The following is a 13,740-nucleotide window of genomic DNA, read 5'->3' as shown; positions in this document are numbered from 1 at the left end:
CTCACGCATCCCGCGCCGCCGGACCGGGCGCGCCACGGCCCTCAGGTGACGTAGCGGTCGGTGGCGTAGAAGCCGGGATTGGAGCGCACGAAGTCGATCATCCGGCAGAGTCCGTCGTCGATGCTCATCCGGGGGGTCCAGCCCATGGCCCTGCGGGCGAGGCTGTTGTCGGAGATCAGCTTGAGCACCTCGCTCTGCTCGGGGCGCAGGCGCTGCGCCTCCGTGACGATGGGCTTGTCCACGCCCATCAGGTCGAGGATCCGGCGCGCGAACCATCCGACCGAGTGGGTCTCCCCGGTGCCGAGATTGATGGTCATGCCCTCGATGCCGGGCTGCACGCCGGCCGCCAGGAAGCCCGCCACCGTGTCGGACACGTAGGTCATGTCGCGCTCGGGCGTCAGCGAGCCGAGGCGGATCTCGTCGCGGGCGCAGGCCTGCGAGATGATCGTCGGGATGAAGGCGCGCGCGCTCTGGCGCGGCCCGTAGGTGTTGAAGGGCCGCAGCGTCACCACCGGCAGGTCGAACGAGCGGCAGAAGCTCTCGGCGAGCTTGTCGGCCGCGATCTTCGAGGCGGAGTAGGGGGATTGCCCCTGGAGGGGGTGGGTCTCGTCGATGGGCGCGCGCAGGGCGGTGCCGTAGACCTCCGAGGTGCTGGTGTGGACGATCCGGCCGATCGTGCCGCGGCGCCCGGCCTGGAGCACGTTCAGCGTGCCCTCGATGTTGGCGCGCACGTAGCTTCGCGGGGCCTCGTAGGAATAGGGGATCGCGATCAGGGCGCCGAGATGCAGGACGACGTCCTTGCCCTCGAGGGTCTGGTAGATGAAGTCGCTGTCCTCGATGTTTCCGAAGGCGACCGTCGTCGCGGCCCGCACCTCGGGGTCGAGGAAGTCGAGGTTGCCCATCCGCGCGCCGGAATTGTAGCGGACGATCGCGGTGACCTCGGCACCCGCCCGGACGAGGCCATCGACGAGGTGACTGCCGATGAAGCCGCCGGCCCCGGTGACGGCGACGCGCTTTGCCTGCCACATATTGCTGTCCATCGTATGCCCCCGAGGCTTTTTCCAAGCACAACGCGGATCAGTTCACAGGACACACCCGTTCGGCGCAATTGACACGAAAGGATTAGGACACCATCCGACAGCAGCCGGGACCAGACGCATGGACTTCATCTCTGCGCGGTTGCGACGGGCTCGCGGATGATCTTGTCGAGGAGGACCTGCGCGACGTAGGGCCGATGCCCGAGGGCACGCTCGCGGGCATAGATCTCGCGGATCGTGTCCGCATCCTCCGGGTCCCAGTAATCCAGGCTGAGGATCGGCACGGGCGGTGAGGCGTCGCGCAGCGGCTGCAGGGCCTGCCGGTGCTGATCGCGCTCGGTCTCCTCGATCCAGCGATAGCCGTTCGCCCGCCCGTCATAGGTCGTCAGCAGGCTCTCGGCGACGACGCCGTCGACGGCGTCCGTCAGCTCGGGCAGCAGGGCGTAGCCGCGGTTCATCAGCAGCGTCCGGCCGGGAAAGCGCTGGCGGATCGTGCGCACGAGGTCGATGGCGGCCTCGCGCATCCCGGCGAAGCGCTCGGGGTCGGTCTGTTCGAGGTGGGGCGGGGTATCGAGGGTATCGAAGAACAGGCCGGAGAAGCCCTGCTCCAGCAGGGCCGGAATCGCCACGTCGAGGACCAGGGCGCGCCAGGCCGGGCGGCGCACGTCGCAGAGGACGGTGTCGGGCCAGTTCGGATTCTCGGACAGCAGGGTGTCGGGATCGTTCAGACGCGGGAAGAACGGGCTCGTGCGCTTGATCTCGCCGAGGCTGAGGTAACCCAGCGCCTGCGTGCCGAGGGCCGTCACCGACGCGACCGGGCGCTTGAAGCCCGGATCGAGCACCGCGATGTCGAATTCCTCGAATTCCTCGGGATCGAGGTCCTCGCCGTAGAAGAGGGTCCAGGACAGGCCCGGACGCGCGAGCCAGTGCTGGGCCCGGGCCGGACGGTCGAGGAGACCGGCGGCGCCGAGGCCGCCGAGCAGCCCCAGCACGCTGCGGCGCGGGAGCGTCGGGGGCGGGAGGCCCGGGGACGGGTGCTTGGGACCGCTATCCATCGCTCGGACTCGCTCGGAGGGAGGTGTTGTTGGTCACGAAGGCGTGGAAATGCAGCCAGGGCAGTTCGTGGGCGAGGATCAATACCGCGAGCAGGAAGGTGAGCGCCGAGGCGAGCAGGTTGCCGTAGCCGAAATACGGGAAGCCGAGGGGCAGGAGGGCCGCCGTCAGCGTGCCGTTGAGGATGAAGTACGTCCCCGAGACCGCGAGCGCGTGCCGGCGCAGGTCGAAGTACAGCAGGAAGATGAAGCAGAACGAGGAGCTGGTCTGGAACACCATCCCGGCCAGGGCCGCGCGCAGGATGCCCATCTGGCTCGCCCGCAGGCCGAGGGGCTCGATCACCACGAAGGAGATCAGGATCGCGATGAGGGCGACGGCCGAGAGGGCGATGAACAGCCCGACGAGCTTGGCCATCACGAAATGCGACAGCCGCGCCATCATGCGGGTCAGGTCCCGCCGGCTGACCCCGTTGGCGAGGCTGCCGTAGAAGGCGCGGCTGAGGCGGAAGAAGTTCGTCTCCACGTGGACGAAGAACACCGCGAGGATCGGGATCGAGGCCAGCTGCGCCCAGAACATCGGCGTGTCGTAGTTCGGCATGGTCCGGAAGGCGCCGCCCACAATGGTGACGCCGACGGGTGCCGCGCACCACATGATCAGCTTGTCGACCCAGAGCCCGAGGGCGCAGGTCAGCCCGATCAAGGGCAGGTCCCAGTGGGTGCGCAGCGTGCGGGCCAGAGCGCCGTCGGGGACGAGCGCCATGCCGTATTCCCGCAGGAGACGCCGGGCGAGGAGCAGGTCGATGACGGTCAGGCCGACGTTGAAGGCGGTCAGCAGGTGCAGGGGATCGCTGCGCGGCGCCACCGCGATCAGCGCCACCATGAGGCCCGCGCCGGCCGCGAAGGCGATGGCCACGGCGACGTAGCTCCGGATCGCCCCGAGAAACGGGATGAGGAGCCAGGCCGCCCCCATCAGCATCAGGTTCTGCAACCCCGCCAGGGCATCGGGGGCGGGCAGATCCGCCGCGAACAGGTAGAAGGGTGCCGCGATCGCCAGCGCCGTGCCGGCGAACACGGATTGGGCGACCACGAACGCGAAGGTGACGCTCTCGTAGCGCTTGAGCCAGATCCGGTCCGAGACGAAGCGGGTGCAGACGAAGGCGATGGGGCCGGTCAGGATCGCCGAGACCAGTGCGTTGTAGATGATGATCGACCGGAAGACGGGCAAGCCGGGGCAGTCGCCACCGGGGCAGGCGGCGAGGTCGATGCCGCCGATGGCCAGCACCGTGAAGATCCAGGGGCCGGCGACCAGAAGCGCCGCGTAGACGTAGGCGCCGGCGGTGCTGGTCAGCGAGCGTCCCTGCGTCATGCGCTCCAGCGCGAAGCCTAGGCCGGCCATGGGACCCTCGACGGTGTCGGGGGATCCGCGACGGTGTCGGGGCGCCCCTGGGGTGGTTCGGGCGCCGGGGCCAGGGAGGCGTAGAGCGCCTCGTAGAGCCCGACGACGCGGTCCTGATCGAACACGGCATGGATGCGGGCCCGCAGATTCCGCCCCAGGCGGTCGCGCAAGGCGGGATCGCGCAGGATTCGCGCGAGAGCGTCGGCGGTGGCCTGGGGATCGCAGGCCCGCACCACGTAGCCGCCGACGGTGTCTGAGCCAGGGCCGCCGGGGCCTTCCAGGATCTCGCGGCAGGAGCCGACATCGGTGGCCACCGCCGGCACGCCGGCCGCGCCGGCCTCGAGGATCGCCAGGGGCTGCGCCTCGCTGATGCTGGTGAGCGCGACGACGTCGGTCTGGCCGAAATAGGCGCGCACGTCCCGGACCCGGCCGAGGAAGCGGACCGTGTCCTGCAGGCCGAGCTGGCGCACGAGGCCCCGGCACTCGGCCGCGTAGGCCGGGTCCTCGTCCTCCGGCCCGACGATGATCGCATCGACCTCCGGCACCTGCCGGCGCAGCAAGCCGGCGGCCTGGATGAAGGTGCGGATGTCCTTGATCGGCACGACGCGGCCGACCAGCAGGACGGTGGGGCGGCGCGGCAGCGGCCCCGGAGGAATCGCGGCGAACTCGTCGAGCCGGATGCCGTTCGGGATGGCGCGGAGCTTCGCCTCCGGGGCGCCGTCCTGGATCTGGTAGAGCTGGTTGGTCCGGAACTGGGTCGTGATGCGGTCCGCGGAATCGTAGCTGATCCGCGCCATGCCGTTGAAGGCGTTCAGCCAGACCCGGCGCAACTCGGGCGTGGCGCCGCTCACGTCGAACCCGCCCGCGCCGGAATCGTAGATCCAGTCGGCGACGGAGAGTTCGATCCGGCGCTCGTTCGTGTAGATGCCGTGCTCGGTCACGACGAAGGGCCTGCCGGTCAGAATCCGCGCGCGAGCACCGAACAGGCCCGGATACCCCGTCGAGAGCGCGTGGTAGATCCGAGCCGGCGGGATCGGGGCGGTGGCCACCGCGATGAGGCTGCGGGCCAGGAAGCGCCAGGTCCAGAAGAAATCGACGAAGGGCGCGCCCGGAAGCATCGCCTCGTAGATCCGCTCCAGGGCGGTCCAGGCGGCACGCGAGTCGAGCAGCGCCCGCTGTCCGAGGCCGCGGGCCGCGAAGGCGCGGACGCAGGCGGCCCAGGCCGCCCCGTCGCCCTCGGTCAGCACCGTGCGCAGACTCTCGATCATCGGCGCGACCCGGTCGCGCCCGCGTAAAATGGGCAGACGTCCGGGAGGACAGGCATCGATGAGGACGTCGGTGACGCTGTCGACGTTCGGCGGCAGCGTGAATTTCGGCGTGCGGTCCTGGCTCGACACCGTGAAGGCCACGATGCTGAAGCGCTTGTGCGGAAAGCTGCGGATGTAGCTGTCGGTCCAGGACGAGACGCCCCCGAGAAGATAGGGATAGCCGCCCTCGACCAGCAGGCAGACGTCCGACGGTGCTGCCGTGCCGCGCGCCGTCATGAGCCGGTCTCCGGTCGAGGCGCATCCGCGGGCCGACCGTCGGCGCCATCGATCTCCGCGAGCAGGATCTGCGCGGCGGCGTTCCGGGGCTCCGCCGCCACGGCCCGGCCGGCGGCGAGGCGGGCCGCCTCGCGTTCCGCGCGGGCCTGAAGAGGTTCGGTCAGTCCCGATTCGGCGTAAGTCCGGCGCGCCCGCGCGAGGGCGATCCAGGCCGCCGCGTCGTCGGGGGATCGCGCGGCGGCCTCCTCCAGGGCGATGAGGTCGCGGGTGAAGCGCGTCTGGAGCTTGGCGAGCACCGTGGAGGCGAGGACCCGCACGGAGGGATCGGCATCCTGGATCGCCGCGCGGATGACGTGGGTGAGGGCGGGATCGAACCGGCGACCGACAATCGCCAGCGCCTCGAACTTCGCCTCCTTGGGCCCCGTCGCGAGGACATCGGCCAGGGCCGGCACCGCGCCGGCATTGCCGACCCGGAGGCGGCCATCGCGCAGGTCGCTGCTCAGGCGACGGCAGGCGGTGGTCGGCTCCAGGGCGCCCTCCGCCTCGACCCAGCTCCCGAAATCCCGAGCCAGGGCGGGCTTGCCCGCCACCCCGTCGAGGATCGCGAGCCCGAGGGCGACGAGGCTGCCGAGCGGGCCGGCCACGAAGGTCCAGAGCGTCAGGTGGGCGAGGGATGCCGATGCGTCCGCGTCCTGCGCCGCGCGGAGGCCGAGGAGAAGGCAAAGGGCGAGGTGGCCCGCCAGCACCGGCGCCGGCCCGGCGAGTCCCTTCACCAGCGCGAGGGCGAGGGCGACCTCGCCGAGAGCCGTGGCGAGCGCGATCCAGATCGGCGGCGTCCGCGTGAGGCCGCCGACGACCCAGCCGGTCCGGGCGCTCGCGGCGACGCCGCCTGGTTCCGCGTCGATCATCATCGCTCCACCCGCCCGAGAAGGCCGGCCACGCCGCGCGCCACGTCCCGGGCCTGCGCAGCGGCGGCGGCGAGGGTCCGGCTCGGCAGGAGCCGCTCCACCAGGATGAGGCCGAGCGGGCCGGAGCGGTCGGGTGCGGGGATGCCGATGGCGAGGATCGCTCCGGCGGGCATCCGCTCGGCATCGGCCACGCGGTCGCGCCGCCAGACGAGGTCTGGGGTCTGGCGCAGGGCCTGCACCGTGCCGTCGTCGAGGGGCGGGATGCCGACGTGGTCGCGCGATGCGCCGTCCCCGGCGACGGCCAGGGCCGCGAAGCCCTCGGGGCCATGCCCGTAGAGCGTGATCGCGCTCGCCCCGATAAGGAGGCGGCCGAGTTCGGCGAGGCTCGCGGCCGGCCGAGGCGCGTCCCCGGCGTCGAGGCGCCCGAAGGCCTGGGCCACGGCGCCGAGGGTCTGCGTCTCGCTCGCGATCCGCAATTCGAGCCGGGCGATCTCCGCCATCGCGTCCGAGAGGCCGCGACCGAGGATCTCGCCCTCCTGCAGCGCGTCGTCCCGCTGCTGGCGCAACTCCGCGGCGTGGAAGATGTGGAGGCTGCGCAAGCCGCCGAGGACCAGCGCACAGGCGAGCCACGCGGTCGGTTCGGCCACCACCAGCCGCGAATAGGCATAGTAATCCTGCGTCGCGAGCTGCGACGGCAGCGCGGAACTGTACAGGGCCAGCGTCGACGCGAGGGTGGCGAAGACGCCGCCCGCGAGACCGTACTGCGCCGAGATCAGGATGATGGGAATCCAGAACGGGCGGGGCGCGATCCAGGCGAAGCGGGTGCCGTCGAAATAGAGATGATCCACGAGGACCAGGAAGAGGACGAGCCCGATCGCCTCCGGAACGTAGCGGCGCCAGCCCAGCAGGAGGGCGGACTGCTCGGAGCCCGCCGTTCCCAACGCCTGCCCCGAAGCTGCCCTCACCGCCTGCTCCCCCGACTCGATCGCCGTCCGTTCCGGTGCGAGGCGTCGTTCCGCGCGACGTCTTCAGAAGCATCTGACAGGACAAGGTTTTACCTTGCAATACGTAATGCGTGCTGTAATCACTCTGCATTACTTGGGGAAGAATGCGCTAACACGTCGGCGTTAGTCCGCGTGAGCGGCGGTTCCCGATCCGCCAGATCCCCGGCCGTTCGCAAGCCCCTCGGCGGCCCCGGAATGAACGACTGCCAGACGATGCGAATCCCTTGCCCCCCGCCGGCGGCGAGGGTCGCGGCGGCGAGGGGCCTCGCTCAGGCCAGGGGCGAAGCGGCGAGGGGCTGCATCGCGGCGCCATGATCGACCGCCGGCAGCGCGTGGAACCAGGCGCCGCCGATCCGCGGCCCCCAGGATACCACCCCCTTGGTGTTGACGAGGTAGGCCAGTTCGGTGCGGTTCTTGGCCTGAAGCTTCTTCATGATGTTGCGCACGTGAACCTTCACGGTGTTGGTGCACATGTTGAGTTCGTAGGCGATCACCTTGTTCGGCTTGCCGATCTGCAAGGCGCCGAGCACGGCGGTCTCCCGCTCGGTGAGCCGGACCGATCCGCTCGCCTGTCCCTTCGCGGCGGGCGCCGCGTCGCGCGTGCAGACGATGCCGGAGGGAATGAAGCAGCCTCCCGCCAGCACGAGCGCGATGGCGCTCTGGGCCACCTTCACCGAACTCGTCATCGGGATGAACCCGCTCAGGCCCCGCCGCATCGCTTCGGCGACCTGATGGTAATCCTCCAGTTCGGACAGCAGCACGACGGGGACGCCGGGGCTGACGGCGGCGAGCAGATCCAGCTCGCACTCCATCTGCGCGATGCTGCGGTGGGTGGCGGCGATCACGATCACGGATGCGGGCGCTCTCTCCCGTGCAACGGCCTGCCATTGTGCGACGGTGCAGAAGCCCAGCACGTTCGGAGCGCCGCCGTTCTTCTGAATTTGGAAGATCAGGCTCTCCCGGAACAAGACGCGCGGGTCGACAATGACCACGGTGGATGGGTCGCTCTCCGTCGCCGAAAGGCTCGACTCCATTGCGACGAGTGACATAGTCGATACCTCCCGTAGCGATCATTGCAATTTTCTGGGTCGGTAGTGTCGCGATACAGGTCGATCACGAGACTGCGACGTTTTGTTCAGTTACAGCGACGTATTCTAAATTACAAGTAATCATTGTAAAAATTTCACAGACTTAACTTTTGTTGAAAACGATGTCGGCGCGAATGCTTGAAACGCCGGATTGTGTCACTTGTCGATCACGCTAAAATCAGTAAATCGATATCGCATTGCAAGAAGTCGCGCGGTCCGAGGCGTCCGGGAAGGCGCCCGGCGCCACGCGCGATGCACCCCGCCGGGATGATTCGCGCGACGCGGGATCGTCCCGGTCCGAGGATGTCACGGCCTCCGGCGCCGGACCGCGATGGGACCATCGCGATGCCGGCGCGCGAGCAGGCCGGGACGGTCCTACAGAATGACGAAGTCCGTCTCGTGCAGCACGACCTTGGTGGCGAAGCTCGCCACCGAGACGGCGGCCGCCGCGCCGGACCCGTCCGGGTCCCAGAGCAGGGTCTGGGACGCGCTGTTGAACAGGAACTCCGCATGCGCCTTCGTGGCGAGACCGCCGGGCGTGGAGACCGTCTCGAAATAATCGGCGGGGAGCAGGCCGGTCCCCAACCCGTAATCCGAGCCGTGGACGGCGAGCTTGTCGCCCTGGAGCACGCGGAAATCCATCACCCGGTCGGCGCTGGTGCCGCTCGGTGCGTCGAAGATGAAGATGTCGGCGCCCGCGCCGCCCGTCAGGGTGTCGTGCCCGGCACCGCCCTCCAGGCGGTCGTTGCCGGCATTGCCCAGCAGGGCGTCGTCGCCGCCTCCGCCGACGATGACGTTGTCGAGGGCGTTGCCCGTGCCGGTGAACGCTCCCGTGCCGGTGAAGACCAGGGTCTCGACATTGGCCGTCAGGGTGTAGGCCGCGAGGTCCGTCATCACGACGTCGTTGCCGCCCCCGGCGCTCTCCACGACGATGTCTCCCGCCCGCACGATGTAGGTGTCGTTGCCGAGCCCGCCGACGAGCCGGTCGGCGAGGCTGTCGAGGCCTCCGTCGAGGACGTCGTTGCCGGCCCCGCCCGTGATGGTGTTGGCGAGGGCGTTGCCGGTGCCGTGGAAGTCGCCGGTCCCCGTGAAGGCGAGGGTCTCGACGTTGGGCGTCAGGGTGTAGGCGGAGAGGCTCGTCCGCACCCCGTCGGTGCCTTCGCCTGCGGCCTCGATGACCTGGTCGCCGGCATTGTCGACGATGTAGGTGTCGTTGCCCGCACCCCCGATCAGCGTATCGGCGCCGGCGCCCCCGTCGAGGACGTTGTTGCCCGCATTGCCCGTGATCGTGTTGTCGAGGGCGTTGCCCGTGCCCTGCCGGTTCGCGGTGCCGGTGAGGATCAGGTTCTCCACCTCCGCCGGCAGCACGTAGGCGAGGGCGGTGCGCACCGTGTCGATGCCCCCGCCGGCCGCCTCCACCACCCGGTCGCCGGCATTGTCGACGATGTAGGTGTCGTTGCCCGCACCCCCGATCAGCGTGTCGGCGCCGAGGCCGCCGTCGAGGACGTCGGTGCCGCCGCCCCCCGTGATGGTATTGGCCAGGTTGTTTCCGGTGCCGGTGAAGTCGCCCGTGCCGGTGAAGACGAGCGCCTCGACATTGACCGGGAGCGTGTACGCGCCGAGCGTCGTCTGCACGAGGTCCGTGCCGCCGCCCGCGGCCTCGACGACCCGGTCGCCGACATTGTCGACCACGTAGGTGTCGTTGCCCGCACCGCCCGTCATGGTGTCGGCGCCGGGGCCGCCGTCGAGGACATCGTTCCCCGCGAGCCCGTTCAGGGTGTCGTTGCCGCGCCCGCCGGTGAGGGTGTCGTTGCCGGTGGTTCCGGTGAGGACGAGGTTCCTGGCCGCGATGGCCACATCGAAGGTATCGCTCGCGGTGAGCCCGCCGCTATCCGTCGCCGTGACCTTCAGGGACAGCGACGCGGGGCCTCCCACGGGCGGCGTGCCCGAGAAGCGCTCCGCGATCGCATCGAAGCTGAGCCAGGCCGGCAGCGCCGACCCGTCGGCCAGGGTCGCCGCGTAGCGCAGCGTATCCCCGACATCGACATCCGCGAAGGTGTTGGCCGCCACGGTCAGGCTGAAGGGCGTGCCCTCGGCGGCGGTGGCATCGGGGATCGGCACCGCGAGGGTGGGCGCGTCGTTGGTGTTGATCACGGTCAGCGCGAAGAGGCCGGACGTGCTGGCGCCGGAGGGATCGGTCGCGGCGACCTTGAGCGCGAGCGTGCCGACATCGGCGTTCAGGGGCGTCCCGGACAAGGTCTGCGTCGCGGCATCGAAGTGGAGCCAGGCCGGCAGCGCGGCGCCGCTCGCCAGCGTCGCCGCGTAGGCGAGGGTGTCGCCGGGATCGTCCGTGAAGGAGCCGGCTGGCACCGCGAAGACGAAGGGCGCGTCCTCGTTCGTGGTCTGGTCGGCGATCGCGTGGGCGAGGACGGGCGCGCGGTTCGCGAATCCCACGGTGACGTCGTGCTCGCCGGTGCCGGTGAGGACGAGTTCGAGCTTGTCGCCGTTCAGGCTCTTGACGGTGGCGCCGGTGACCTGCGGCGTTCGCCCGGCCGGATCGACGAGGTCGATCAGGACGTTGCCCTCGCCCACCACCGAGAAGGCGAGCTTCGTCCCGTCACCGGTGACCGAGACGAGGTCGGCGCGCGACGGCAGGGCCGTGATGTGGGTCACGTCGTCGGGGATCGGGCCGAGGTCGATCGTGTAGGTTCCCCCCGTCCTGGCGACGAAGACGCTATCCGAATCGTAGGCGTACCAGTTGGCGACGCTGCGGATCGCCGCGCCCCCCTCCAGGTCGAGGGCGAACTTGCCGGCGGCGCCCGACCCCACCGTGGCGGTGAGGACGTTGTTCGTCGCGTTGAAGCTGAAATCTAGCGTCGATTGCTCGAAGGCGGCGACGCGCCGGGCGAGGTCGTCGAGGGTCACGAATTCCGAGCCCGCCTGGTAGGCGGTCTGGATGAAGCTCGTGAACATGTCGGCGTTGTAGGGCGACAGGGCCGGCGCGTCGGTCTGCCAGGCGGTCGGTCCGTAATCGTGCCAGGGCCAGACCACCACCGGCAGGTCGGAATGGGCCTTCAGGGCCGCCCACTCGGCCGCCCAGGCGGCGGAGGCCTGCGCCGCCGTCTTGCCCTGGAAGCCCACCAGGGTGAAGTCGAAGGACGTGTCGGGCGCGATGTAGACGGAATTCTTGTCGTCCGGCGACAGGTAGCCGATGGCGCCCGGATAGCCCGCCCCGGCCAGGGAGGCGCCGCCGCTGATGTAGGAGAAGTAGGGGTCGATCAGCCGCGCCGTGGCGAGGGTCTCCGGCGCGCCGGGAACCGCCGCCCCCGTGACGGGGATGCCGAGCTTGTCCTGCAGGACGAGTTTCGACTGCTCGAACTCGAACTGGATCTGCGCTGGGGTGAGGACGTTCGTGTCCTCCGGATGGGTGTAGGAATGCGTTCCGATCTCGTTGCCCATGGCGATCATCTGCCGGTAATAGGGCAGGGACCGGGTCCAGTCCGTGGTCTGATCGGGCGGGTTGTTGCCGATGTTGACGTAGTACGATCCGACGAAGTTGTAGTCGGCCTTCCACTGCGCCAGGATCGGCAGCAGCTTGTCGTAGATCCCCGGTCCGCCACCTTCCGGGCTGACGTCGAAGGATTCCTGCGACTGGTCCATGTCCGTGCGCGAGGCGAACAGCGCCGATTGCCGGCTCATCTGCAGGCTGACGGACGGGCCGTTCGACAGGCCGGCCGACCAATCGAGGGCGTGGCCGAGCATGTTGTTGTCGCCGAGCAGGTTTTCGTTGGCGAAATGGACGTTGTTGCCCCCCGTATGCGTCGCCAGGACCGCCGCGTGGGTTCCCCCGGACGTGGTCTGTGTCGCGAGCGTCGTCGCGCTGCCGTCGACGGGCGTGAACCAGGAGGTCGAGAGGGCGGCGTAGTCGCGGATGTCCTCCCCGGCGGTGTAACCGGCCATCACCGGATGGCTGATGTCCCCGGCCTCGACCTTGACGGCGCCGAGCCCCGCGCCGTCATCCCGGGTCAGCCCGAGCAGGCTCTTCATGCGGGAATAGGGGTCCCCCGGGAGAAGCGCGCCCGTGGCGTCGTTGGTCAGGAAGTTGCCGGCCGTGACCAGCCCGACGCCGTAATGGTAGACCGCATCGGTGAGCGTGTTCTCGACGGCGCCGAGCTTGTCGAGCGCGACCGCGCTCATCGAGGGAAAGATCAGCGACTTGTACTGCGAGATCTTGGCGATGTCGGTCAGGTCGCTCTCGGTGAGAAGATCGAACGGCACGCCCGCCATGGCGGCCTGGTTCTGGGCGGCCATGAAGAGCTGTGAATAGGCCGTCGTGCTGAAATAGGTCTTGGCACTCGATTCCGAGAAGACGATGCCGACCTTCACGCCGTGATTCGCGACCGCCGGCAGGGTGGCCGGGTCCGTGATGGTATAGCGGTAGGACCCGTAATCGTTCGGCAGGAAGGCCTGGTCGTTGATGTCGAGGAGCATGTCGATCGCGCTCGGGGCCCCCGCCAGCGCCGATTTCGGGATCGCGATCTCGACGACCCGATGGTCGCTCGACGTGCCGTAGGCGACCTGACCGACGAGGGTCTGGCCGGAGGCCCCGGTGTACAGGGCCGGCATCCCGTTATTGCCGAAATTGACGTTGTACTCGGCGCCGCCGCCCGTGCCGAAGATCTGGTAGCCGGTCTTCGCGTCGCGGTCGGTGTTCAGCCAGATCGTGGTGTTGGCGCCGATCGCCACGGCGGACGAGATGGCGACCACGTAGTTGTCGCCGACGTAGCGGCCATAGAGTTCATAGCCGGCCTGACGCGCGCCCGGATGGTCGATCCGGTCGGCGCTCGTCCAGTCCGAAAGGCTGCCGTCGAGGGTGATGGGGCCGATCACGGGGCTCGGCTGCGTCACCGGCGCGGGCGCCACGGTGTAGCCGCCGCCCGAATAGTCGCCGGGCAGGAAAACGGCGTTGTTCACGTCGATGAGGACGTCGGCGGCGCTCGCCGTCGCGCCGACGGCCGCGGTCGGCACCGCGATCTCGAGGGTCTGGTTGTCGGCGCCGTAGGCGTATTGCACCGGGCCCGAGACGTAGTTCTCCCCGGCCGCGCCGGTGTACAGATAGGGCTTGCCGTCCGAGTAGACGTTCACGTTGTACTCGGCCCCGCCGACGAAGCCGAAGATCTGGTAGCCCGTGGCGGCGTTCCGGTCGGTGTTGAGCCAGAACGTCGTCCCCGCGCCGATCGCGATGCCCGTCGGCGCGTGCAGGGCGAAGAGGAACTGCCCGTCCTGGACCCGGCCATAGACCTGCCAGCCCGGAATGCCCGTCTGGGACGAGTCGAGCCGGTCCGCTTCGCTCCAATCGTCGAGAAGTCCGTCGATGATCATGTCGGAATTCCTCCCATGCCCGCCGCTGGCCGGTGGGACATCTGTCGCTGACCTCGGTGTCTCGTGCGTCGGTCGCCGCTCGGCTGACCCGGAAAAGCAGTTCTCACCCGTGCGAACATCTTCGTTCGTACATCCACTTAATAAAATAGCGGATACACGTACTACCTTGGCATTATAGACGCCATCGATCGAACCTTGCAGCCGATGATGTTCAACATTGTATTGAAGATCAATCCTTGTGTTTTGAATTTTTACTTGCTTCCATGGCGCGGAACCGAGATCGAGCACGGGCGGGTCTTCATGGTTGCGGCGTGTGGCTTCCGGTCGGC

Annotated in this window: 8 protein-coding genes; all 8 read right to left on the bottom strand. The window is 69.1% G+C overall.

Features of this window, described 5'->3' with window-relative positions:
* Positions 1-41: 41 nt before the first annotated feature.
* Positions 42-1,040: a GDP-mannose 4,6-dehydratase gene (locus tag MKK54_RS14125; RefSeq protein WP_244011730.1), complete on the bottom strand. Its 999-nt coding sequence runs from the start codon at positions 1,038-1,040 to the stop codon at positions 42-44.
* A 125-nt stretch (positions 1,041-1,165) separates the two neighbouring features.
* Positions 1,166-2,092: an endo alpha-1,4 polygalactosaminidase gene (locus MKK54_RS14120; RefSeq protein WP_244011728.1), complete on the bottom strand. Its 927-nt coding sequence runs from the start codon at positions 2,090-2,092 to the stop codon at positions 1,166-1,168.
* Entirely contained in the window at positions 2,085-3,485 is a 1,401-nt protein-coding gene (gene pelG, locus MKK54_RS14115; RefSeq protein ID WP_244011726.1) for an exopolysaccharide Pel transporter PelG, read from the bottom strand. Before pelG ends, MKK54_RS14120 begins: the two co-directional genes overlap by 8 nt.
* Positions 3,473-5,029 (bottom strand): GT4 family glycosyltransferase PelF, encoded by a 1,557-nt coding sequence (gene pelF, locus MKK54_RS14110; protein WP_244011724.1) that lies wholly within the window; start codon positions 5,027-5,029, stop codon positions 3,473-3,475. Before pelF ends, pelG begins: the two co-directional genes overlap by 13 nt.
* Positions 5,026-5,940 (bottom strand): hypothetical protein, encoded by a 915-nt coding sequence (locus MKK54_RS14105; protein ID WP_244011722.1) that lies wholly within the window; start codon positions 5,938-5,940, stop codon positions 5,026-5,028. The genes pelF and MKK54_RS14105 overlap by 4 nt, the downstream gene beginning before the upstream one ends.
* Positions 5,937-6,902 carry a hypothetical protein gene (locus MKK54_RS14100; protein ID WP_244011720.1) on the bottom strand — a complete coding sequence of 322 codons (966 nt, stop codon included), beginning with the start codon at positions 6,900-6,902 and terminating at the stop codon, positions 5,937-5,939. The genes MKK54_RS14105 and MKK54_RS14100 overlap by 4 nt, the downstream gene beginning before the upstream one ends.
* Positions 6,903-7,210: 308 nt before the next feature.
* A complete protein-coding gene (locus MKK54_RS14095) occupies positions 7,211-7,990 on the bottom strand; it encodes a LuxR family transcriptional regulator (protein WP_244011718.1) in 780 nt (259 codons plus the stop codon).
* A gap of 414 nt (positions 7,991-8,404) precedes the next feature.
* Positions 8,405-13,411: a putative Ig domain-containing protein gene (locus tag MKK54_RS14090; RefSeq protein WP_244011716.1), complete on the bottom strand. Its 5,007-nt coding sequence runs from the start codon at positions 13,409-13,411 to the stop codon at positions 8,405-8,407.
* Positions 13,412-13,740: the final 329 nt, after the last annotated feature.

Origin of the sequence: Methylobacterium sp. J-068 (assembly GCF_022829445.1) — a bacterium.
Classification (GTDB): Bacteria; Pseudomonadota; Alphaproteobacteria; order Rhizobiales; family Beijerinckiaceae; genus Methylobacterium.
This window is presented reverse-complemented; position numbering and strand designations above follow the sequence as displayed.

Coding starts and splice junctions, on each gene's coding strand:
- MKK54_RS14125 (WP_244011730.1), bottom strand. CDS start 1,040: ATGGACAGCAATATGTGGCAGGCAAAGCGCGTCGCCGTCACCGGGGCC.
- MKK54_RS14120 (WP_244011728.1), bottom strand. CDS start 2,092: ATGGATAGCGGTCCCAAGCACCCGTCCCCGGGCCTCCCGCCCCCGACG.
- pelG (WP_244011726.1), bottom strand. CDS start 3,485: ATGGCCGGCCTAGGCTTCGCGCTGGAGCGCATGACGCAGGGACGCTCG.
- pelF (WP_244011724.1), bottom strand. CDS start 5,029: ATGACGGCGCGCGGCACGGCAGCACCGTCGGACGTCTGCCTGCTGGTC.
- MKK54_RS14105 (WP_244011722.1), bottom strand. CDS start 5,940: ATGATGATCGACGCGGAACCAGGCGGCGTCGCCGCGAGCGCCCGGACC.
- MKK54_RS14095 (WP_244011718.1), bottom strand. CDS start 7,990: ATGTCACTCGTCGCAATGGAGTCGAGCCTTTCGGCGACGGAGAGCGAC.
- MKK54_RS14090 (WP_244011716.1), bottom strand. CDS start 13,411: ATGATCATCGACGGACTTCTCGACGATTGGAGCGAAGCGGACCGGCTC.